We start from the raw sequence: 22,811 nt of genomic DNA on the forward strand, positions 1-22,811 counted from the left end.
AAGAGCGGTTTTTTTTGAGTTGGAGAAAGCTAGGGACGTCCCGCGAGCAGGTCTGGTTCGTCGATGTGGGTACCCGTCAAGGCTACTTTGAGAAAGCGAAGCTGATTGTCGGAAAGCTTTGTCGGCATGGGTTTTGTTTCTGCCTTGGGCGATTCACCTTGGGCGGAAGACTTTTTAACGCGAGCTCGCATATTGCCTCCAGCGTTGATCTTAAATTGAACAGTTCTCACGATACTAGTCGCTCCCTATGGCCATCACAAGACGGTCTTCATTGTCGAACTCGAAACCGAGTTTTTGATAAATAGGGACCGCACCTTCTGCCGGTTCCTGAATTTCTATCAGCGTACTGCCGATTATTCGTGCGTAATGTTCGACGGCGATCAACGCCAGTGGGGCTATACGGTTTTTGAGGAGACGAGGCCTGCCTGGTTTGCCTTCCAACCGGACAATCCTGACTCGAAGTCGGCTGTTGTTGGGATTGGCAAAGCACAGCCCACATAATTCGAGGCCAAACCAGATAGCCAGATCCAGTGCAATGGGCTCTTTCGCCTTCCAGGCAATGACCTCGTCCCATGAAAAGTGTGGTTCATCCCAGAGGCTGAAAGCAGTCAAAGCATCTGCATTGATCGCTTCGAATCGCACGCTCGCTAATACATTGTTTCGGGTGCTATTTGGCTCTAGCTCGTTGGCCGGCTGAGCTATAGAGAAATTGGCCAGTTGTCGAGCCCTTGACCTATACAACTGATACCGAAGATACGTCCGTTCCCTTGGCATTCGATCTCTTGCATTCCATGTCTCCCAAAGCGGGCGATTTCATTTCATCCAGAGTAAGCAGCGCTTCTTTTGCTGTCTTTAGTGGCCCTTTGTCCAAGTCATTGCAATCCATGTCAGTCGCTGGTTATAGTCGGCGCTCGGTGGTTTTCTACCCACCGTCCAATCCATCAAAAAAGATCAGCCCATGCCAGCTTCCCTCATCAACGCGGTAGTCGATTCAGCGGTCAACGCTGGCGTCGTGCCGTGCGGGAATCAGCAGCCTGCGCAGATCAGTCATTACCCTCCACCTGTCAGTAGCACGCCGGTGTGCGCAGTCGTATCACCGCCAGGCGTTGGCTTTTCGGGCTGATCAGCTTTTTTCTGCTGTTCCCACGCCCGTCTGAAAAAGCGCCCGCTTGAAAAAAACTACTGAATTTCAGCTTCGGCTGAGTTGGCTTTTTGCCTGACTACAGGTGGTATTCATGTTTGTCCTTTCGAAACAATCCGCGCTCGCGGCGGCGTCCACGAGCCTGTTCGTTCTGCTGTGGAGCAGCGGGGCGATCTTCTCAAAATGGGGCCTGGCCCACGCGTCACCCTTTGCCTTTCTGCTGTTTCGCTTCGCTATCGCAATCTGCGGATTGGTGCTGCTGGTGCCGTTGCTCAAGCTGAAGCTGCCCAAGGGCGGCAAGCCGATGGTGTATGCGATGGCCACGGGTGTGGTGTTGCTGGGGGCTTATCAGATTTTCTATCTGCTGGCCCTGGACCTGAAAGTCACTCCGGGCGTCATGGCAACGATCATGGGCGTGCAGCCGATTCTCACGGTGGTGATCATGGAGCGTCAGCGATCAGCCAGCAGAATGTTCGGTCTGACGCTGGGTTTGGCCGGGTTGATCATGGTGGTCTATCAGGGCATTGGTCTGGCCGGCATGTCGTTCGCCGGAATGCTCTTCGGTTTGCTGGCGCTGGCGAGCATGACGTTCGGCTCGATCATGCAGAAGCGCATCACCGACAATCCACTCGGCACGCTGCCAGTGCAGTACCTGGCCGGGCTGTTGCTCTGCGGAGTCTTCGTGCCGTTCCAACCCTTTCATTTCGAACACAGCACCGGTTTTATCGTGCCGGTGTTGTGGATGGGATTGGTGGTGTCGGTGCTGGCGACGTTGCTGCTGTATCGGCTGATTGCACGGGGCAATCTGGTGAATGTCACCAGCCTGTTTTACCTGGTGCCGGCGGTGACGGCGGTGATGGACTACCTGATTTTCGGCAACCGGCTGGCGGCGTTGAGCATGCTTGGCATGTTGCTGATCATCATCGGTCTGGTGTTCGTATTCCGTAAAAACGCCTGAAACAAAACAAGGCCTGGGGCATGAGTTCCAGGTCTTTTTTTATTTGGCTAGTGCTTGCTCGGCCCACACCACAAAACTACCTGGCAACCACCTCTTTCGACTTCACCACCGCCGACTTCAGCACCAACCACAACGCCGCCGCAATCAACACCCCGCCATAGATGTGCGCCATCGACAACGGCTCATCCAGCAACAGCGCCCCCCACAGCACCCCGAACGGCGGAATCAGAAAGGTCGTGGTCATCGACTTCACCGGCCCGACCGAGCTGAGCAGGCGGAAGTAAATAATGTACGCCAACGCGGTACATACCAGCCCCAAACCCAGCAACGACAACCAGACACTCCAGCCGCCCCAGCTCTCCGGTGGCTGGCTGATCACGCTGTAACCGAACAGCGGCAACAGAAACAACGTCGCGCCGAGCATGCTGCCCACCGCCGATAGACGACTGTCGAGACCACCGGCCTGATCAAGCCAGCGTCGCGCGAGGAACCCGGCGAAACCGTAGCAGGTCGTGGCGAGCAGGCAGGCGAGGGCGCCCATCAGCAGTTGCATGTCGAACGCCACCGGACCGGCTCGGGTCAGGATGCCTACGCCCAACAGCCCGAGGAACACGCCGCCAAGTTTGGCGGCGGTGAGTTTTTCATGGAAGAACAGACCGCCGATCAGCACGCCCATCAGTGGCGTGGTGGCGTTGAAAATGGCCGAGTAACCGGCTGGCAGCACCTGGGCGGCTACCGAGTACAGGGTCGCCGGAATCCCGGAGTTGATCACTCCGAGCAGCATCACGGTTTTGAGTTTGCCTTTGAAATCCCAGCTGATGCGCATCAGCCCGAGAATCACCAACAGGCCGACCGCGGCAATCGACACGCGGAAAAAAGCAGTGGGGATTGTGCCAATCACCGGGGCGATGATGCGCATGAACAGAAAGCTCGCGCCCCAAATGGCGGCAAGCGACAACAAACGCAGAGTATCGACGGGGTTCACGGCGCTTTCCTTCCTTGATTGGCGCGCAAGTGTCGCGCCAGTCAGGACACAAGGCAATGGTTGCGTTGCGTAACAAAGGGCCACTAAGCTCAGGCCCCACGATAAGAATCAGCCGCCGAGGTTTTACCTATGCCGCAGCAATGGCCAGCCGCCGACATCGCCCGAATGATCCTCGATGGCTTTGACGATTATCGCGAGCATTTCCGCCAGATCACCGACGGCGCCCGGGCTCGCTTCGAGCAAGCCAAGTGGCAGGAGACGCAATCGGCGTCGGCCGCGCGGATCAATCTCTACGAAGAAAAAGTCAGCGAAACGGTGGCACGACTGCGCATCGCGTTTGACGCCGACACGCTGGACGTCAGTTGCTGGCCGCTGGTCAAAAGCGCATACATCACGCTGATCGACCTGCGCTTCGACGATGAACTCTCCGAGACCTGGTACAACTCGATTTTCTGCGGGCTGTTCAGCCACGACCTGATCAGCGACGGCTGCATGTTCATCCACACCACCCGGCCGAGCCTGCGCCGGGCCCGCGCCGCGCAAACCCGCACCTACAAACCTCAGGGCCAGCTGTCCGGCATGCTCGCGAGCATTTTTGCCGACTACCGCTTCAGCGAGGATTACGCCAACCTGGCGGGCGACCTGAGTCGTCTCGAAGGACAATTGCGCGAGAACCTGCCGGACTGGGTCTGCAAGGACCCGGAGCTGAGCGTCGAACTGTTTTCCTCGGTGCTTTACCGCAACAAAGGCGCGTACCTGGTCGGGCGCATCTATACCCAGGACGAACAGTGGCCGCTGGTGATTCCGCTGCTGCACCGCGAAGGTCGCGGGATTCAGATCGATGCGCTGATCACCGATGAAGCGGACGTGTCGATCATCTTCTCGTTCACCCGTTCGTATTTCATGGTCGACGTGCCGGTGCCGGCGGAGTTCATTGGTTTCCTCAAACGCATCCTGCCGGGCAAGCACATCGCCGAGTTGTACACCTCGATCGGCTTTTACAAACACGGAAAATCCGAGTTCTACCGGGCGCTGATCAATCACCTGGCCAACACCGACGACCAGTTCATCATGGCCCCGGGCGTGCGTGGCATGGTGATGAGCGTGTTTACCCTGCCGGGCTTCAACACCGTATTTAAAATCATCAAGGACCGCTTCTCGCCGTCGAAGAACGTCGACCGCGCCACGGTGATCGAGAAGTACCGTTTGGTGAAGAGCGTCGACCGGGTCGGGCGTTTGGCCGACACCCAGGAATTTGCCGACTTCCGCTTCCCGTTGAGCAAGTTCGACCCGGCCTGTCTGCAAGAATTGCTCGAAGTGGCAGCGTCCACCGTGTCGGTAGAGGACGACACCGTGCTGATCCGCCACTGCTGGACCGAACGGCGGATGACGCCGTTGAACCTGTATCTGGAGAACGCCAACGACGCTCAGGTCCGCGAGGCGTTGGAAGATTACGGCCTGGCGATCAAGCAACTGGCGGCGGCGAACATCTTTCCCGGCGACATGCTGCTGAAGAATTTTGGCGTCACGCGTCACGGGCGGGTGGTGTTTTATGACTATGACGAGATCTGCTTCCTGACTGAAGCCAACTTCCGCCACATCCCGCAACCGCGCACGCCGGAAGATGAGATGGCTTCGGAGCCGTGGTATTCGATCGGACCGCTGGATGTGTTTCCTGAAGAGTTTCCGCCGTTTTTGTTTGCTGATTCGGGGCAAAGGAAGTTGTTTGATCAGTTGCATGGTGAGCTTTACAACGCTGATTACTGGAAAAGCCTGCAAGAGGCGATTCGGGCCGGGAAGGTGATTGATGTGTTTCCGTATCGGCGCAAAGGCCTGGATAACGAGTAACGGCTGAAAACCACCCCTCACCCCAGCCCTCCCGAAACGTCGGACCGCCCCACAGGGGAGAGGGGAAAGGGAGCCGATCTGTGGTGGTTTCAGAACGTGTATTCCCCTCGATATCTCAGGTCGCAAATTTTCGAAAGTCACATAGGTCAGTCCCCTCGCCCTCCGGGAGAGGGCTAGGGTGAGGGGATTGGGGCCCCAACTGACACGCCAAACACCCCGCAAATCTGCGACAATCCGCCCCCTGCGCCACTAGACGACTTATTGCGTACCTGATGACTGACGAATCGCCTTCCATCGACAAACTGCTGAAAAACCTCGATCACGCCATGCTCGCCGACCGCCACCGGCTGCGGCGGCAGTTGCTTGAGCTGCGTAAAAAACCTGACGAGGCCAAGCTGGCCCAGTGGGTGACGCGCACGCAGGCGTCCTGTGATCAGGTGCTAGCGCGCCGCGCCAGCCTACCGGTGATTCGTTACGACGACAGCCTGCCGATCGCCGCCAAGCGCGACGAAATCAAGGCAGCGCTGCTCAAGCATCAGGTGCTGATCATTGCCGGTGAAACCGGCTCGGGTAAAACCACCCAGTTGCCGAAGATCTGCCTGGAAATCGGTCGCGGTCAGCATGGCCTGATCGGCCACACCCAGCCCCGTCGAATCGCCGCCCGCAGTGTGGCGAGCCGGGTCGCCGAAGAATTGGCGACGCCGTTGGGTGCGCTGGTTGGCTATCAGGTGCGGTTCGAGGATCAGAGCGATTCCAACACCCTGATCAAACTGATGACCGACGGCATCCTGCTGGCGGAAACCCAGAACGATCGCTACCTCGAACGCTACGACACGATCATCGTCGACGAAGCCCACGAGCGCAGCCTGAACATCGACTTCCTGCTCGGTTACCTGAAAACCCTGCTGCCGCGTCGTCCGGACCTGAAAGTCATCATCACCTCGGCGACCATCGACCTGGAGCGTTTCTCCAAGCATTTCGATGACGCTCCGATTGTCGAAGTCTCCGGCCGCACTTTCCCCGTGGAAACCTGGTATCGCCCGCTGACCCTGGAGCAAGACGAAGAGGGCAACCGCGTCGAGGATGACTTGACCGTGGATCAGGCGATCCTCGCCACCCTCGACGAAATCGCCGCGTTCGAACGCAGCGAGCGCAAAAGCCCCGGCGATGTGCTGGTGTTCCTGCCCGGTGAGCGTGAGATTCGCGACGCGGCGGACATGCTGCGCAAGGCTCAGCTCAAGCACACCGAAATTCTGCCGCTCTACGCACGACTGTCGCCGGCCGAACAGCAGCGGATTTTCCAGTCGCACCCAGGCCGTCGCGTGGTCCTGGCGACCAACGTCGCGGAAACCTCGCTGACGGTGCCGGGCATTCGTTACGTGATCGACAGCGGCACCGCGCGCATCAGCCGCTACAGCTACCGCGCCAAGGTCCAGCGCCTGCCCATCGAAGCGATTTCCCAGGCCAGCGCCAACCAGCGTAAAGGTCGCTGCGGGCGAGTCGAGCCGGGCATTTGCATCCGCCTCTATGGTGAAGAGGATTTCATCGGTCGCCCGGAATTTACCGACCCGGAAATCCTGCGCACCAACCTCGCGGCGGTGATTTTGCAGATGCTGCATCTGCGCCTCGGCGAGATCACCGATTTCCCGTTTATCGAGCCGCCGGATGGCAAGGCCATCAGCGACGGTTTCAACCTGCTGCAAGAACTCTCGGCGGTCGACCGCAACAGCCAGCTGACCCCGCTCGGTCGCCAATTGGCGCGGCTGCCGGTGGACCCACGGATGGGCCGCATGCTGCTGGAAGCGGCGAAACTCGGCAGCTTGCAGGAAGTGCTGATCGTCGCCAGCGCCATGTCGATTCAGGACCCGCGCGAGCGTCCGCCAGAACGTCAGCAAGCGGCCGATCAGGCGCACGCGCAATGGAAAGACGTGGACTCGGACTTCGCCGGGCTGGTCAATCTGTGGCGCGGTTTCGAAGAACAGCGTCAGGCCCTGACCGCCAGTCCGCTACGTAATTGGTGCCGCAAGAATTTCCTGAATTACCTGCGTCTGCGCGAATGGCGCGACTCCCATCGGCAGCTGAGCCTGATCTGCCGCGACATGCAGTTGAGCCTCAATAAAGAGCCGGCGGATTACCCGAAACTGCACAAAGCCGTGCTCTCGGGGCTGCTCAGCCAGATCGGCCAGAAAACCGATGAAGGCGATTACCTCGGTGCGCGTCAGCGGCGTTTCTGGATTCACCCATCATCGGGCCTCGGTAAAAAACGTCCGCAATGGCTGATGGCCGCCGAACTGGTGGAAACCACCAAGCTCTACGCGCGCATGGTCGCCAAGATCGACGCCGACTGGATCGAACCCTTGGCCGGGCACCTGATCAAGAAAAACCACTTCGAACCCCATTGGGAGAAGAAGCGCGGTCAGGTCGTAGCCTTCGAGCAAATCACCTTGTTCGGGCTGATCGTGGTCGGTCGCCGGCCGGTGCATTACGGGCCGATCGACCCTGTGGTGTCTCGTGAGTTCTTCATTCGTGAAGGTCTGGTGCGCGGCGAGATTCAATCCAAAGCCAAGTGCCTGACGGCCAATGCGCAACTGCTGGAACAGCTCGACGAACTGGAAGCCAAGGCTCGCCGTCGCGACATTCTCGCCGACGAAGAAACCCTGTTCGCCTTCTACGATGCGCGACTGCCGGCGGAGATCCACCAGACCGCGACCTTCGACAGCTGGTATCGGGTCAACAGCCAGAAAGACCCGCAACTGCTGATCATGCGCGAAGAAGACGTGCTGGCCCGGGAGGCTAGCGAAGTCACTGCCCTGCATTACCCGGACACCTTGCACATCGGCGATCTGGAGTTGGCGCTGAGTTACCACTTCGAACCGAACCACCCGCGTGACGGCGTGACCCTGCGCGTGCCGGCGCCGCTGTTGCCGATGCTGCCGCCGGAACGTCTGGAATGGCTGGTGCCGGGCGTGATCGAGGCCAAGTGCATCGCGCTGGTGCGCAACCTGCCCAAAGCCCTGCGCAAGAATTTCGTACCGGTGCCGGACTTCGTCAAAGCGGCGTTGCAGCGCATGACCTTCGCCGAGGGCTCGTTGCCGCAGGCCTTGGGCCGTGAGCTGTTGCGCATGACCGGTGCGCGGGTCAGCGATGAAGCCTGGGCCGAAGCGTCGCAGCAGGTCGACAGCCATTTGCGGATGAACCTGGAAATCGTTGACGGCCAGGGCAAGTTCCTGGGCGAGGGGCGTGATCTGGCGGAACTGACCGCACGCTTTGCCGAAGCCAGTCAGGCTGCGTTGGCCGTGCCGCAAACCGCGAAAAACCAGCAACCGGTGGAGCCCAAAGTGTTTGCCGCCGTCGCCGAGAAAACCCAGCAGAAGATCGCCGGGCTATCGATGACGGTGTATCCGGCGCTGGTGGAAGAGAGCGGCACGGTCAAGGAAGGACGTTTCTCGACGCCGGCCGAAGCCGAGTTTCAGCATCGTCGGGCCTTGCAGCGTTTGCTGATGCAGCAACTGGCCGAACCGGCGAAGTTCCTGCGCAGCAAGTTGCCGGGACTGACCGAATTGGGCCTGATGTACCGCGACATGGGGCGCATCGACAGTCTGGTCGAAGACATCCTGCTGGCCAGCCTCGACAGCTGCATTCTCGATGGCGAAGATCCGTTGCCACGAGATGGTGCCGGGTTGGCATCGCTGGCCGAACGCAAGCGCGGCGGCTGGACCGAGCACGCCGAGCGCCTGGCCAAGCTGACGCTGGAAATCCTCAAGCTCTGGCACGGCCTGCAAAAACGCTTCAAGGGCAAGATTGATCTGGCGCAAGCCGTGGCCCTGAACGACATCAAGCAGCAGCTCAGTCATCTGGTGTATCCGGGGTTTGTCCGGGAAACCCCGATGCAGTGGCTCAAGGAGCTGCCGCGTTATCTGAAAGCGGTCGAGCAGCGCTTCGAGAAAATCGGCGCTCAAGTGCAGAGGGATCGGGTCTGGAGCGGTGAATTGTCTGGCCTGTGGACGCAATATCAAACCCGCGCCAACAAACATGCCCAGGAAGGCAAACGCGATCCGCAACTGGAGCTCTATCGCTGGTGGCTGGAGGAATACCGGGTTTCCCTGTTCGCCCAACAATTGGGGACCAAGGTGCCGATCTCCGACAAGCGCCTGAACAAGCAATGGACCCAAGTCGAACCGTAGGCCCGAGGCTTGTGCAATACCTGTGGGTGGGAGTCATCCAGCCAATAGGCGCCAAAACCCAATGTTTATGGCAAACTTCGCGCCTATAAACGCCGGCCCCGCGGTTTTGAGCCTTCAAAGGTCTGGGCGGATCGGAATAAAGCGATGCCAGGTTTGCTCCCCCTGACGGGAGCAGATCCTTTGTGTGTTGGTACGTCGGTGCCAACACTTTCTGCCTGAACAGATTAGAGAAACGACCATGCATAACGTCGTCATCAGCGGCACCGGCCTGTACACCCCGGCCAACAGCATCTCCAACGAAGAGCTGGTGCAGTCTTTCAACGCTTACGTCGCGCAATTCAATGCCGACAATACCGACGCCATCGCGCGCGGTGAAATCGAAGCGTTGACCGAGTCCAGCGCGGCGTTTATCGAAAAGGCCTCTGGCATCAAAAGCCGTTTTGTCATGGACAAAGAAGGCATCCTCGACCCGCAACGCATGGCGCCACGCTTGCCGGAACGCTCGAATGACGAGTGGTCGGTGCTTTGCCAAATGGCCATCGGCGCCGCCGAGCAAGCCTTGCAGCGTGCCGGCAAAACTGCCGCGGACATCGACGGCGTGATCGTCGCCTGCTCCAACCTGCAACGGGCCTACCCGGCCATCGCCATCGAAGTCCAGGAAGCCTTGGGCATCCAGGGTTTCGGTTACGACATGAACGTCGCCTGCTCCTCGGCGACCTTCGGCATTCAGGCGGCGACCAACAGCGTGCAATTGGGCCAGGCCCGGGCGATTTTGATGGTCAACCCGGAAGTCTGCACCGGTCACCTGAACTTCCGTGACCGTGACAGCCACTTCATCTTTGGCGACGCCGCTACCGCGGTGATCATCGAACGTGCTGATCTGGCGACGTCCAAGTACCAGTTCGACATTGTCAGCACCAAGCTGCTGACCAAGTTCTCCAACAACATCCGCAACAACTTCGGCTTCCTCAACCGCGCGGCGGAAGAGGGTGTCGGTGCCAAGGACAAACTGTTCGTGCAGGAAGGCCGCAAGGTGTTCCGCGATGTCTGCCCGATGGTCGCCGAGCTGATCGCTACGCACCTGGAAGAGAACACGCTCAACATCAGCGACGTGAAACGCTTCTGGCTGCACCAGGCCAACCTCAGCATGAACCACCTGATCGTCAAGAAGCTGCTGGGCCGCGAAGCCACCGAAGAAGAAGCCCCGGTGATTCTCGACACCTACGCCAACACCAGCTCCGCCGGTTCCGTGATCGCGTTTCACAAGAACCAGGACGATCTGGCCGCCGGTTCGCTGGCAGTGCTCAGCTCGTTCGGCGCCGGTTACTCGATTGGTAGCGTGATTCTGCGCAAGCGCTGAGTTCGCTTTAAAGAATCGTCCGATCGCAGGCTCTCGCCTGCGGTCGGACGATTTTTTTTGCACAAAAAAACTCGCGCTGCAGAATCGGACGGATGATGGGGACCGATACCACAACGCGAGTTTGTAAAAGCGCCTCGAGCTTCCTTGCCCGAGTCGTGTAGCGGGGAATCAGAACTTCGCTTCGGCATCCAGTTGCAGGGTGTTGATGTCGGAGTCTTTCTTGTTGAGGCTGGCGTTGGTTTGGTCAGATGTAGCCATGAAGTACGTCGCGCCGAGGTTGAAGTTCTTGTCCAACTCGTAGCTCACTTTCAACTTGCTGCCGCGCGAACCGGTGTACCCGTTGGCAAAGTCGGAGTCGGTGAAGGCGCCGACCACCGCGTTACGCTGTACATCGCGGTAGTTGTAGTCCACTGCGAAGCCGTAGATCTTGGACTTCACACCGGCCAACCAACCAGTGTCCTGATCGTTGCTCGCGTCTTTGTTGTTGACGTACTGACCGTACAACGAGAGCGGTACTGGCAGGTTGCTGAAGTCGAGCTGACCAAAGCCTTCGTACAGTTTGAAGGTTTCGTTCGGGCTGTTGCCATTGACGGCCAGGGCGCATGGCGCGGTGACGGTGCCGGTGGTAGGGCAGGCGCTGTTCTTGTCGTTGTCGTACGAGTAGATACTGCCGCCCAAGGTCATTTTCATGCTGTCGGTGATGGCGAAGCGCGCACCCAACTGGCCAGCGTACAGGCGCAGGTCGTGTTTGAACTGCACGCCCTCGCCGTCGACGTTGTCCTTGAGGGTGTAGTGGCCGGCGCTACCGAACAGCTCGGTGCTGCCGCCCAGCGGGTATTTGTAAGTCGCAGCCAGACCTTCCGGGTTGATGTCGCTATCCCAGATGATGTCGCCCATGCTTACCCATGGCTGAGACATCTTGCCGCCAATGAGGTGCAGGTTCTTGATCGCGTCAGGGTGGTAGTCGACGTAGCCCTGGTCCAGCCAGATCGACTTCTTGTCGAAGTAGTTGTTCAGGTCCTGGTTGGTGGAGCGGGCGTCGTCGTTGCTGCCGGTGGCGATACGGATACCGGTGTCGACTTGCGGGTTGATTTCGCTGTAGGCACCCAGACGGGCACGAATGCGCTGACGATCCTGGTCTTTGTTGTTCGGTACGCCATCGTTGTGGACCGTTTCCTCACGGAAACGCACGTCACCCTTGAATTGGGTCTTGGCAGCCCACGCCAGTTTCTGGTCGAAGGTACTCAGTTCATTGGTTTTCTTCGCGGTCGCTGCGATCTGCTCGTTGGTCTCTTGTTGAGCCTGGCGGGCGATTTGCTGGTCTTTTTGATCCCTGGCCAGCTCGGATTGCAGTTCGGTGTACTGCGCAGGCGAAATCGAGCCGTTAGCCTTGAGCATGTCGAGCAGTTTGGCGTCGACTGCGGCACTGGCCGGAACACTCATGGCCAGCAACAGCCCGCCACACAGGGCCGCCGCAGTTTTCGTGGAAGCAAGACGCATATCAATCTCCGAAGATGTAATGGGATGACTGAGCCATCCAGGACACAACCGACCGTTGACGGACGGAAAACAGTGGCCGGGTATAGAATCCGGCGCTCTAAAAACAGGCGCCAGTATCGCGATGGTTTATGACAGAGCAGTGGCAATGTGATGGCGTCTCGATGACGATACAAAGTCGTCGAGAACTATTGAGCTAGAGCGCTGTCGTCGAATTGCTCGTGTGCAATTCAGAGCGATAAGCGATACTCGCGAGGCTTTCATGCCATGAAGAGTGAGGATGGTGATGCCGTTGCAACGTCTGCAAAGTCTGTCCGAAATCGCGTCGCAGACGTGGGATGCCCTGGTGCCCGAGAATCAGCCTTTTCTGCGCCACGCCTTTCTCGGCGCGCTGGAAGACAGCGGCAGCGTCGGTCCTCATTCCGGCTGGCAACCCGAGCATTTGTTGCACATCGAAGGCGACCGCCTGATTGCCGCGCTGCCCAGTTACCGCAAGTGGCATTCCTACGGCGAGTACGTGTTCGATCACGCCTGGGCCGATGCCTGTGAGCGTGCCGGTATCGATTACTACCCCAAATTGCTGACCGCCGTGCCGTTCAGTCCGGTCAGTGGCCCGCGTTTACTGGCGGCCACGCTCGAGGACGGTTTCGAACTGTTGAAAAGCCTGCCGGGCTACCTTGAAATCGAACAACTCTCCAGTGCCCACATCAACTTCACCGACCCGTTCACCGACGCGGCCCTGGCCGAGCAGCCGGGCTGGTTGCAGCGTATCGGCTGTCAGTACCACTGGCAGAATCGCGGCTATCGGGACTTTCAGGACTTCCTCGATGTCCTCAGTTCGCGCAAGCGCAAGCAGATGCGCAAGGAACGCGAACAAGTGGCGGGGCAGGGCATTGATTTCGAATGGCTTGAAGGCAGGCAACTCGATCAGGCGCAGTGGGATTTTGTCTATGCCTGCTACGCCAACACCTACGCAGTGCGTCGGCAAGCGCCGTACCTGACGCGGGAGTTTTTCAGTCTGTTGGCCGAGCGCATGCCAGAGTCGATTCGTGTGGTGTTGGCCAAGCAAGGCTCACGGCCGGTGGCCATGGCCTTCAGTCTGGTGGGGGGCGACAGTTTTTACGGTCGTTACTGGGGCTGTCTGGCGGAGTTTGATCGTCTGCACTTCGAGACCTGTTTCTACCAGGGCATGGACTACGCGATTGCCAACGGCTTCCAGCGATTCGATGCCGGTGCCCAGGGCGAGCACAAGTTGATTCGCGGGTTCGAACCGGTGATCACTCATTCATGGCACTACTTGCGCCATCCCGGTCTGAAAGCCGCCGTCAAAGACTTCCTGCAGCAAGAGCGCGTTGGCGTGCTGGCGTATGCCGAGGAAGCGAGGACGGCCTTGCCTTACCGGCAAGACTAATCCTCGCCCTGGGCTTTAGCGCGTTTATCAGGGTGTCGCAGATCCATGTGGGAGCGAGCTTGCTCGCGATAGCGGTGTGTCAGTCGACACAAATGTTGAATGCTAAACCGTCATCGCGAGCAAGCTCGCTCCCACAGGTTCAGTGTTGTTCATTCAATTCAATCAATGCCGACAAATCCACCCGTCTGGTGCTGCCACAACCGCGCATACAACCCGCCATGGGCCAGCAGTTCGGCGTGGCTGCCAGTTTCGGCGATCTTGCCTTTTTCCAGCACCACCAGCCGGTCCATGCGGGCGATGGTCGAGAGCCGGTGAGCGATGGCGATTACGGTTTTGCCCTGCATCAGGGTTTCCAGGCTCTCCTGGATCGCCGCTTCGACTTCCGAGTCCAGCGCTGAGGTGGCCTCGTCCATGATCAGGATCGGCGCGTCCTTGAGCAGCACGCGAGCAATCGCAATCCGCTGACGCTGACCGCCGGAGAGTTTCACCCCGCGTTCACCGACGTGGGCATCGAAACCGGTGCGGCCTTCGGAGTCCGACAACAACGGGATGAACTCGTCGGCGCGGGCCTTGTGCACCGCCTCCCAGAGTTCGGCGTCGGTGGCGTCGGGTTTGCCGTACAGCAAATTGTCGCGGATCGAGCGATGCAGCAAGGACGTGTCCTGGGTGATCATGCCGATGCGCTCGCGCAGGCTTTCCTGGCCGACTTCGGCGATGTTCTGGCCGTCGATGAGGATGCGTCCGCCCTCCACGTCATAGAGGCGCAGCAGCAGGTTGACCAGGGTTGACTTGCCTGCGCCGGACGGACCGATCAGGCCGATTTTCTCGCCAGGCTTGATGGTCAGGTTGAGGTCGCCGATGATCCCGCTCTTCTTGCCGTAGTGGAAATCCACGTGCTCGAAACGCACTTCGCCACGGGTGACCAGCAACGGTTTGGCCTGCTCGCGATCGGTGACGCTGACCGGTTGAGAAATGGTCTGCAAACCGTCCTGAACCATGCCAATGTTTTCGAAAATGCCGGTGACCACCCACATGATCCAGCCGGACATGTTGACGATACGGATCACCAGGCCGGTGGCCAGGGCAATCGCGCCTACGGTGATCAACGACTGCGTCCACAGCCACAGGGCCAGGCCGGTGGTGCCGACGATTAGCAAGCCGTTCATGCTGGTGATGACCACGTCCATGCTGGTGACCACCCGGCCGGCCAGTTGGGCTTTTTCGGTTTGTTCCTTGATCGCTTCGCGAGCGTATTGCTGCTCGAAGTTGGTGTGGGCGAACAGCTTCAGGGTGGTGATGTTGGTATAGCCATCGACAATCCGCCCCATGAGTTTGGAGCGCGCATCGGAGGACACCACCGAGCGTTCCTTGACCCGTGGCACGAAGTAGTAAAGGGCACTGATGAAGGCGACGATCCAGGTCAGCAGCGGGATCATCAGGCGCCAGTCGGCTTCGGCGAACAGCACCAGCGAACTGATCGCGTAGATCAGCACGTGCCACAGCGCGTCCACGGCTTGCACGGCCGAATCGCGCAGCGAGTTGCCAGTCTGCATGATGCGTTGGGCGATGCGCCCGGCGAAGTCGTTCTGGAAAAAATTCAGGCTCTGTTTGAGCACATAACTGTGGTTCTGCCAGCGGATCAGGCTGGTCATGCTGGGGCTCAGGGTCTGGTGCACCAGCAGGTCATGCAGGCCAACAAAGATCGGCCGAAAAACCAGGGCTACCACCGCCATCCAGGCCAGCTCGATGCCGTGTTCCTTGAAGAAATCGACGTTAGGCGTGCCTTGGGTCAGGTCGATGATGCGGCTCAGGTAACTGAACAGCGCCACTTCGATCAGCGCACCGATCAGACCGACGAACAGCAGGACGGCGAAACTCGGCCAGACCTGCTTCAAGTAATAGGTATAAAAAGGCAGAACCCGATCCGGCGGAGCGGTCGTCGGGGCATCGCGGAAAATGTCGATCAGTTTCTCGAAACGGCGATAAAGCATCAGTTCTCCGCCCGCGCACGGGCTCTCCTTTGAACAGTGTGAGCGGCGCACTCCGGCAGCCGCTCAAGACTTCCTGTGTAGCTTAGTCGATGACTTTGGCCGACTTGATGAACACAGGGTCGGCTGGCACATCTTTCATGCCGCCACGGGTGGTGGTTTGCGAGTTGACGATGACGTCCACCACGTCCATGCCTTTCACGACTTTACCGAAGACCGCATAGCCGTCACCGCTGTCGAGGAAGTCGTTGTCCTTGACGTTGACGAAGAACTGGCTAGTGGCCGAATCAGGATTAGAGGTGCGGGCCATGGACAGCGTGCCACGGACGTTATGCAGACCGTTTTTGGACTCGTTCTTGATCGGTGCCTTGGTTTCTTTCTGCTGCATTTGTTGAGTGAAACCGCCGCCCTGGATCATGAACCCTGGAATTACACGGTGAAAAATCGTGTTGTTGTAGAAGCCGCTGTTGACGTAATCAAGGAAGTTCTTGGTACTGATCGGCGCCTTGATCGGGTCCAGTTCGATTTCGATCTGGCCATTGGTGGTCTCCAGCAGCACGTGCGGCGCTTTGGCGGGCGTTGCGGCCATCAGGTTGGCGGCAAACAGAACGGAGCCAGCGACGAGGGCGATTTTTTTCAGCATGGGTCAGTGATCCTGAGTGAGGTGGTGTCGACTGCGGTGAGAAACTCGAGCAGCGTTTGGTTGAACATTTCGGGTTGATCCAGCGGGGTGGCGTGGCGCGAATCGGCGATCACCACCAGCCGCGCATCGGGCAGCAGTTTTACATAGGTTTCTTTCAGCGAGACCGGTGTGTAGTCACGGTCGGCGCTGACGATGAGGGTTGGACAGGAGACCCTTGAAAGTCGTTCCTGAACCCCCCAGCCAACGATCGCATCGAAGCTGGCGAGATAAGCATGTTTGTCGTTTTTTGCCCAGCGCTCGGCCATTTTTTGTCGCAGGTCACCCTGTTCGGGTTTGGGAAATAGCTTGCCGCCCAAGGCCGTGCCGATGGCGCCCAGACTGAGGACGCGCATCAGGCTCCAGCGCTTGAACCACTGCCAGTAATCGTCGCGGCTGCGCAGTTTGACCTCGGGCGCGCTGTTGACGATGCACAGGCTTTTGAGCAATTGCGGCTGATCCACGGCCAGTTGAAAACCGATCATGCCGCCCATGGACAGGCCCACGTAATGAGTGGGGCCGAGTTTCAGGTGTTCAATCAGGGCGATCAGGTCAGCGCTGAACCCGGCGATGCTGTAGCGCTCGCGGGGTTTGTCGGAGCGACCGTGGCCGCGTACATCCGGGACGATCACCCGGTAGCGGGTCGACAGCGCCGGGATCTGCTTTTCCCAGTCCAGGGTGCTGGAGCCCAGCCCGTGGACCAGCAGCAACGGCGTGCCGTGGCCATATTCCTCATAGTGCAGGTTGCAACCTTCGTGTTCGAAATAGGCCATGCGTACACTCCGTGTCAGGCTTGTTCAGGGGCGGCGAAAGGTGCATCCAGCGGCGCAGTGTCAAAAGTGCGCAGCAGTTCGATGAGAATCTGCGTGGCCGGACCCAAGGGTTTGTCCTTGTTCGAGTACAGGTAGAAGCTCGGGTTGCGGCTGCCACCCTGGTCCAACGGTAGCAGCTTGAGCAGACCTTCCTTGAGTTCCCGTTCGATCATGTGCCGAGGCAACCAGGCGAAACCCAGGCCGCTGCTGACAAAAGTTGCCGCGGTGGCCAGGCTGCCGACGGTCCAGCGCTGTTCCGCGCCGAGCCAGCCGACGTCCCGTGGCTGCTGGCGACCGGAGTCGCGGATGACCACTTGCATCTGGGATTCCAGATCCTGGAAGTTCAGTTCGCGGTTCAGACGATGCAGCGGGTGTTCGGGGTGAGCGACTGCCACAAACTCTACGTCGCTCAATTCCGCACCCAGGTAACCGGGAATGCTCAGGCCGGTGATGGCCAGGTCGGCCACGCCTTCGAGCAAGACTTCCTCCACGCCGGATAGAACCTCCTCACGCAGACGCACCCGGCAGCCACGGCTCTGCGGCATGAACGCGGTCAAGGCGCGGACGAGACGGGCGCTCGGATACGCAGCGTCGACCACCAGCCGCACTTCCGCCTCCCAGCCTTGTTCCATGTGATGGGCCAGGTCCTCCAGCTGACTGGCCTGTTTTACCAGTTGCCGCGAGCGGCGCAGCAGCACGCCGCCGGCTTCGGTCAGCACCGCTTTGCGGCCGTCGATGCGCAACAGCGGCACGCCGAGTTGGTCCTGCATGCGCGCCACGGTGTAGCTCACCGATGATTGCGAGCGGTGCAGCGCTTCGGCGGCCTGGGCGAAACCGCCGTGGTCGACCACGGCCTGTAACGTTCGCCATTGATCAAGGGTCACGCGGGGCGCTTTCATGAATAGCTCCTCTTGTCCTAAGCTGGCAGTCCTTTATGGAGACTGCTGAATGAAGAAATTCTGTTGTGTACTGCTGGCGATGCTGCCGCTGACGGCATTTGCTTATCCGATCGATGTGCAGAAAAACCTCAACGGCTTGAAGATTGACTACGAGACCTTCGACACGGATAACGACATCGGCTCCATCCGGGTGGCCAACTACGGCGACATCGATGCGAGCTGCAAGGCAGTTTTCAACAATGGCCCGGAAGCGCCGCGTACGCGCAAGATCGATGTGCCGGCTGGCAAACACAAAAACGCCACTGCGAAGTTCACCCGCAGCATTATCAAGCTGCGTATCGAGCTGACCTGCACCCCCAAATGACATCAATCCCTTGTAGGTGTGAGACCGGCTAGCCGGTCTCACACCTACTAAGGCATGCTCAGCTTATAAACGAATTTATTGATGGTTTATAGCAGTTATTTGCGCTTTTTCATCGATTTGACTCTGTTTAACCTTCACTCCATCGACTTACAACATTCTCAGATGGAGGCTACATCCCATGTCCCGCGTACTGATCATCGAAAGCAGCGCTCGTCAGCAAGACTCGGTTTCGCGTCAACTGACCCAGACCTTCATCAGCCAGTGGCAAACCGCGCACCCGAACGACCAGATCACCGTTCGTGACCTGGCCGTCAACCCGGTGCCGCATCTGGACATCAACCTGCTGGGCGGCTGGATGAAACCTGCCGAGCAGCGCAACGACATCGAACAGGTTTCTCTGGAACGCTCCAACCAGTTGACCGACGAACTGCTGGCCGCCGACGTACTGGTCATGGCCGCGCCGATGTACAACTTCGCCATCCCGAGCACCCTTAAAGCCTGGCTCGACCATGTGCTGCGTGCCGGCGTGACTTTCAAGTACACCGACACCGGCCCGCAAGGCTTGCTCAGCGGCAAACGTGCCTACGTGCTGACTGCGCGCGGCGGGATCTACGCCGGCAGCACCGCGGATCACCAGGAACCCTACCTGCGTCAGGTCATGGGCTTCATCGGGATCCACGACGTGACGTTCATTCACGCCGAAGGCATGAACCTGGGCGGTGACTTCCAGGAGAAAGGCCTGAGCCTGGCCAACGCCAAGCTTGCCCAGGTCGCCTGAGGCTTTAATCGCCAGATAATCCCTTGATGTTCAAGTGACCTGGCGCAACCTCTTCAAGGCTTTACGCGCATCGAACCTCCCTTTGCACTTGTTGCTCCTGAGTGCTGTAGCCCGATTGAACGCTTTAGCGAGATCGGGCTTTTTTTTGCCCGGGATTTAGCGATGGCCGGCAAAAAACGCTATCGTCGCCGCCATTCGAAACGAGGCGAGCATGGGCTATCTACTTTTTGTCACGCTGATTCAGGCGTTTTCCTTCAGCTTGATCGGTGAATACCTGGCCGGTCATGTCGACAGTTACTTTGCGGTGCTGGTGCGAGTGGTACTGGCGGGGCTGGTGTTCATTCCGTTGACCCGCTGGCGTTCGGTTGAACCGGCGTTCATGCGCGGCATGCTGTTGATCGGCGCGTTGCAGTTCGGCGTGACCTACGTCTGCCTGTACCTGAGCTTTCGAGTTTTGACGGTGCCAGAGGTGTTGCTGTTCACCATCCTCACACCACTTCACGTGACCTTGATCGAAGACGCGCTGAACCGGCGCTTCAACCCGTGGGCATTGGTCGCGGCACTGGTGGCGGTGATGGGCGCGGCGGTGATTCGCTACGACCGGATCAACCCCGATTTCTTCATGGGCTTCCTGCTGCTGCAACTGGCCAACTTCACCTACGCTGCCGGGCAAGTGCTCTATAAGCATCTGGTGGCCCGCCATCCGAGCGATTTGCCGCATTACCGGCGCTTTGGCTACTTCTATTTGGGGGCATTGGCGGTGGCGTTACCGGCGTTTCTGCTGTTTGGCAAACAGAACTTCCTGCCCGAAGCGCCTCTGCAATGGGGCGTGCTGGTGTTCCTCGGCTTGGTCTCCACTGCGCTCGGGTTGTACTGGTGGAACAAGGGTGCGTGCCTGGTGAACGGCGGGACGTTGGCGGTGATGAACAACCTGCATGTGCCGGTGGGGTTGCTGATCAACTTGCTGATCTGGAATCAGCATGAAGCGCTGGGGCGGTTGTTCCTGGGTGGGTCGGTGATTTTGATGGCGGTGTGGATCAGTCGTTTGGGCATCAGGCGCGCAACCAAATTCGTGTAAGACCGGCCGCAAGCTGCGATTTTTTGATTTTTAAGATCAAAAGATCGCAGCTGCGGCGGATGGGCCAGCAGGCAGAGGTTCGGCTGGTAAGCCATCATTTATCTGGTTTTTTTGGTGTTTTAAATGATTCGTAATGCCTATGTGTTTAGCGTCAAGAACGTGTTCTTAATGCTTCTTTTTGTAGTTGTTTTACCGCCTTTCGTGCTAGCTGGCGAAGCGCATAAGAAAGATTGGAAAAGTATAACTATCAGTGATCTTTCTGCCATGCGACAACTGATAGTTACTTCTCATCCAGGCGCTATAGATAGTAGTAATGAGGCTTTTACAGGTTGGGTTGAACGGGGTTATTTGGAAGCAAGTCAGCTGTCCAAACGCGTCAACTCAAGGAAAGACTCTCAAGCCGTGCTTAATTTTTACATTGCGGGCTTCAAGGATGGGCACGTCGGGCTGAATCAACCTAATCAAGGGAGTTCTTCCTGGGCGGGTTTCATTTTGGATAGGCAGGGACGGAGTTTCGTTGTGAAGCACATCGCTAAAAATTGGCCTGTACCGGTACCGCCGATTGATTCCAAGGTCGTATCGTGTGATAACAAATCGGTCCGCGAGATACTAGAGAATGAATTATCTCCTTATATTGATCGTAGACTTAATCTACATTCGGCCTGGTTGCACTTAGCTAAGCAGTTAACTGTCGATGATGCCAGCTATCCCGTGCTGTCGAGAGACTTATCAAAAAGCTGTTTGGTTGTTCTCCCAAACGGAGAAAGACAAAGCTTTACTTTATTGTGGCAAGAAGATCGCGGGCAATTGGAGGCTTTCCTGCGCCAGGCTCAACCGCCCCAAGCTCTCCAAAATTTGGGGGGCGGGCGATATTGGATACATGTATCGAACTTCATGCCATCAGCAACCGAGAATGCTTCCCTCGATAAAATGCTCGACGTCATCAAGAGCATCAATGATGCCAAGCTGGTTGTGCTTGATACACGAGGTAATCGCGGCGGTAACAGCTTAGTTGGCGCTGAAATACTTTCTGCTCTGTTAGGCTCGCAATTGGTAAAAAGCTTGGATGAGCCATCTCGTGCGTATGCGATGTGGCGAGTTTCTCCTTTTGCACTCTCAACGCTCAATAAAGCGCTAACTGCCATGGAAAGCGACTATGGAAAAAATAGTGAAGCTTATCAATTTGTTTTTAGTTTAACCAAGTCAATGGAGCTCGCACTTCGCGAGAAGAAAGACTGGTTGCGCCAGCCAAGCACTACCTCGGTCAATCAAGAGGGTTCGAGAGGAGTCAATGCCCAAGGTTTTAAAGGTAAGCTTGCACTGGTTACTGACTCATTTTGCGCCAGTGCCTGTCTAGACTTTGCGGACGTCGTTCTTGCTGTTCCGGGGGTTGTCCATTTGGGTTTATCAACGAGCGCTGACACACTTTATATTGATATAGGCTCTCAAACACTGCCGAGTGGTGCCCAGTTCTGGCTACCGTTAAAGGTATGGAGAGGCCGAGCGCGAGGAAATAATAAAAGTTATGATCCTCAGTTTGTTTTTGATGGGGATATAAACGATACAGCGGTAGTTCAAAAGTGGGTTCTTGATAACTTATGATCGGATCGGCGCCATTCCTCAAGCGCGCAGCAAACCGACATCGCTGCAACTTTGCCCTGCGCTTTGTTCCAGGCCTTAAATTCAGCCTGCTTGCGGCTGATGTAATCGGTTAGCAGATGCACCTGGGACAGCTTCTGCTCTTCGTCGTCGCGGATGAACCGCACGCCACTGGCGTCAATGAACAGACTACGCTTGATCCGTCGTCCACCTGACTGTTGCATGCCACGCCAGTTCTTGAGCGACTCGGACATCAGGCGCCAGGTCGGAATCGAAACGATGGTCTTGTCGACCCCATCAGCCCATTGACTGGCGGGGCATACAGGCTGTGCTAGGGTTTCGGAACCAATTCTTCACCTTTGGGCCCCAGCCATGGACGAGACTATCGTTAACGTTACCACTGCGAAGTTCAACGCGTTAATCGCGCTGGTGCAACAGTATGGTGCCGCTTTCGCGGTGAAGATCCTCTCCGCCATCGCCTTCTGGATCGTCGGACGCTGGCTGATAGGTTTTGCTGTCGGCATGGTGCAGCGGGCTCTGGGCAAACAGAAGGTCGACCCGACCGTACTGCGCTATGTTGGCTCAGCCATTACCGTGACGCTGAACATCATTCTGGTGATCGGTATCCTCGGCTACCTGGGCATGCAGACGACCACCTTCGCTGCGCTGCTCGCTGCGGTCGGTCTTGCGATCGGTCTGGCCTGGTCGGGGTTGCTGGCCAATCTGGCGGCGGGCGCGTTTATTATTGTCCTGCGCCCATTCAAGGTCGGCGACTTCATCTGCGCGGGTGGGGTGACGGGTACGGTCACCGAGATCGGTCTGTTCGCTACCGCTATCAACACCCCGGATAACGTGCTGACGCTGGTCGGTAATAACAAGATTTTCAGCGACAACATCCAGAACTTCACCCACAACCCGTTCCGCCGTGTCGAACTGAAAGCACAGCTATCGGGCGCGGCCGACTGGAAAGCGGCGGCGGCCTTGCTGAAACAACACATTGCCACGATCCCCAATGTGCTTGCCGAGCCAGCAGTGGAGGTGGAGATTTTAGAGTTCAATCTGGTCGGTCCGGTGTTGGCGGTGCGTCCTTACTGCCACAACGAGCACTATTGGCAGGTTTATTTCGACACCAACCGCACCATCAAAGATTCCCTCGGTGAAGCCGGTTTCCCGGCTCCGATGCCGGCGCAAACGGTGATCATCCAACAGCATGCCGGGTGAGCCGAGGTG

Annotated in this window: 16 protein-coding genes and 2 pseudogenes; 10 read left to right on the forward strand and 8 right to left on the reverse strand. The window is 58.1% G+C overall.

The annotated features are described in order from the left end of the window. Positions 1–234: 234 nt before the first annotated feature. A complete protein-coding gene (locus ACYZTZ_RS04460; RefSeq protein ID WP_461997348.1) occupies positions 235–642 on the reverse strand; it encodes a hypothetical protein in 408 nt (135 codons plus the stop codon). Positions 643–1,235: 593 nt separating this feature from the next. Here ACYZTZ_RS04460 and ACYZTZ_RS04465 point away from each other — a divergent pair. Then, complete coding sequence (locus ACYZTZ_RS04465) at positions 1,236–2,099, forward strand: DMT family transporter (protein WP_461997349.1); 864 nt, start codon at positions 1,236–1,238, stop codon at positions 2,097–2,099. Between the two features lie 76 nt (positions 2,100–2,175). On the opposite strand, the gene ACYZTZ_RS04470 is transcribed toward ACYZTZ_RS04465, so the two are convergent. Next, entirely contained in the window at positions 2,176–3,084 is a 909-nt protein-coding gene (locus tag ACYZTZ_RS04470) for a DMT family transporter (RefSeq protein ID WP_461997350.1), read from the reverse strand. A gap of 129 nt (positions 3,085–3,213) precedes the next feature. Between ACYZTZ_RS04470 and aceK the strand changes: the two genes are divergently transcribed. The 3 genes from aceK (at position 3,214) to ACYZTZ_RS04485 (ending at position 10,476) form a co-directional block, all read left to right on the forward strand. Continuing rightward, positions 3,214–4,932: a bifunctional isocitrate dehydrogenase kinase/phosphatase gene (gene aceK, locus ACYZTZ_RS04475; protein ID WP_461997351.1), complete on the forward strand. Its 1,719-nt coding sequence runs from the start codon at positions 3,214–3,216 to the stop codon at positions 4,930–4,932. Positions 4,933–5,204: 272 nt separating this feature from the next. Beyond that, positions 5,205–9,116: an ATP-dependent RNA helicase HrpA gene (gene hrpA / locus ACYZTZ_RS04480; RefSeq protein WP_461997352.1), complete on the forward strand. Its 3,912-nt coding sequence runs from the start codon at positions 5,205–5,207 to the stop codon at positions 9,114–9,116. A 238-nt stretch (positions 9,117–9,354) separates the two neighbouring features. Next, positions 9,355–10,476: a beta-ketoacyl-ACP synthase III gene (locus ACYZTZ_RS04485; protein ID WP_461997353.1), complete on the forward strand. Its 1,122-nt coding sequence runs from the start codon at positions 9,355–9,357 to the stop codon at positions 10,474–10,476. A 168-nt stretch (positions 10,477–10,644) separates the two neighbouring features. On the opposite strand, the gene ACYZTZ_RS04490 is transcribed toward ACYZTZ_RS04485, so the two are convergent. Beyond that, the gene (locus ACYZTZ_RS04490) at positions 10,645–11,976 is read right to left on the reverse strand and encodes a putative porin (protein WP_056742651.1); all 1,332 of its coding nucleotides are present in this window, start codon (positions 11,974–11,976) and stop codon (positions 10,645–10,647) included. Positions 11,977–12,259: 283 nt separating this feature from the next. On the opposite strand from ACYZTZ_RS04490, the gene ACYZTZ_RS04495 reads away from it, so the two are divergent. Beyond that, positions 12,260–13,384 (forward strand): GNAT family N-acetyltransferase, encoded by a 1,125-nt coding sequence (locus tag ACYZTZ_RS04495; RefSeq protein WP_461997354.1) that lies wholly within the window; start codon positions 12,260–12,262, stop codon positions 13,382–13,384. Between the two features lie 158 nt (positions 13,385–13,542). Here ACYZTZ_RS04495 and ACYZTZ_RS04500 read toward each other — a convergent pair whose 3' ends face one another. The 4 genes and pseudogenes from ACYZTZ_RS04500 to ACYZTZ_RS04515 form a co-directional block, all read right to left on the reverse strand. After that, positions 13,543–15,375 (reverse strand): ABC transporter ATP-binding protein, encoded by a 1,833-nt coding sequence (locus ACYZTZ_RS04500; RefSeq protein ID WP_461997355.1) that lies wholly within the window; start codon positions 15,373–15,375, stop codon positions 13,543–13,545. 82 nt (positions 15,376–15,457) lie between these two features. Then, entirely contained in the window at positions 15,458–16,015 is a 558-nt protein-coding gene (locus tag ACYZTZ_RS04505; RefSeq protein ID WP_461997356.1) for a peptidylprolyl isomerase, read from the reverse strand. A 3-nt stretch (positions 16,016–16,018) separates the two neighbouring features. Beyond that, a pseudogene (locus ACYZTZ_RS04510) lies at positions 16,019–16,824 on the reverse strand (alpha/beta fold hydrolase). A gap of 14 nt (positions 16,825–16,838) precedes the next feature. Beyond that, a complete protein-coding gene (locus tag ACYZTZ_RS04515) occupies positions 16,839–17,762 on the reverse strand; it encodes a LysR family transcriptional regulator (RefSeq protein WP_046048083.1) in 924 nt (307 codons plus the stop codon). A gap of 49 nt (positions 17,763–17,811) precedes the next feature. Between ACYZTZ_RS04515 and ACYZTZ_RS04520 the strand changes: the two genes are divergently transcribed. The 4 genes from ACYZTZ_RS04520 (at position 17,812) to ACYZTZ_RS04535 (ending at position 21,584) form a co-directional block, all read left to right on the forward strand. Continuing rightward, positions 17,812–18,126, forward strand: a complete 315-nt coding sequence (locus ACYZTZ_RS04520; protein ID WP_150655025.1) for a 3-phosphoglycerate kinase — start codon at positions 17,812–17,814, stop codon at positions 18,124–18,126. 178 nt (positions 18,127–18,304) lie between these two features. Beyond that, positions 18,305–18,904, forward strand: a complete 600-nt coding sequence (locus ACYZTZ_RS04525; RefSeq protein WP_461997357.1) for an FMN-dependent NADH-azoreductase — start codon at positions 18,305–18,307, stop codon at positions 18,902–18,904. 211 nt (positions 18,905–19,115) lie between these two features. Then, on the forward strand, positions 19,116–19,982 hold the full coding sequence (locus ACYZTZ_RS04530) for a carboxylate/amino acid/amine transporter (protein WP_461997358.1): 867 nt from the start codon (positions 19,116–19,118) through the stop codon (positions 19,980–19,982). 123 nt (positions 19,983–20,105) lie between these two features. Beyond that, positions 20,106–21,584, forward strand: coding sequence for a S41 family peptidase (locus ACYZTZ_RS04535; protein WP_461997359.1), 1,479 nt, complete (start codon positions 20,106–20,108; stop codon positions 21,582–21,584). Between the two features lie 35 nt (positions 21,585–21,619). Here the strand turns inward: ACYZTZ_RS04535 and ACYZTZ_RS04540 are convergent. After that, a pseudogene (locus ACYZTZ_RS04540) lies at positions 21,620–21,871 on the reverse strand (mechanosensitive ion channel family protein); the annotation flags it as partial. A gap of 82 nt (positions 21,872–21,953) precedes the next feature. Here ACYZTZ_RS04540 and ACYZTZ_RS04545 point away from each other — a divergent pair. Then, positions 21,954–22,802 (forward strand): mechanosensitive ion channel family protein, encoded by an 849-nt coding sequence (locus ACYZTZ_RS04545; RefSeq protein ID WP_056742665.1) that lies wholly within the window; start codon positions 21,954–21,956, stop codon positions 22,800–22,802. Positions 22,803–22,811 lie beyond the last annotated feature (9 nt).

Source organism: Pseudomonas sp. LB3P58 (assembly GCF_054897895.1).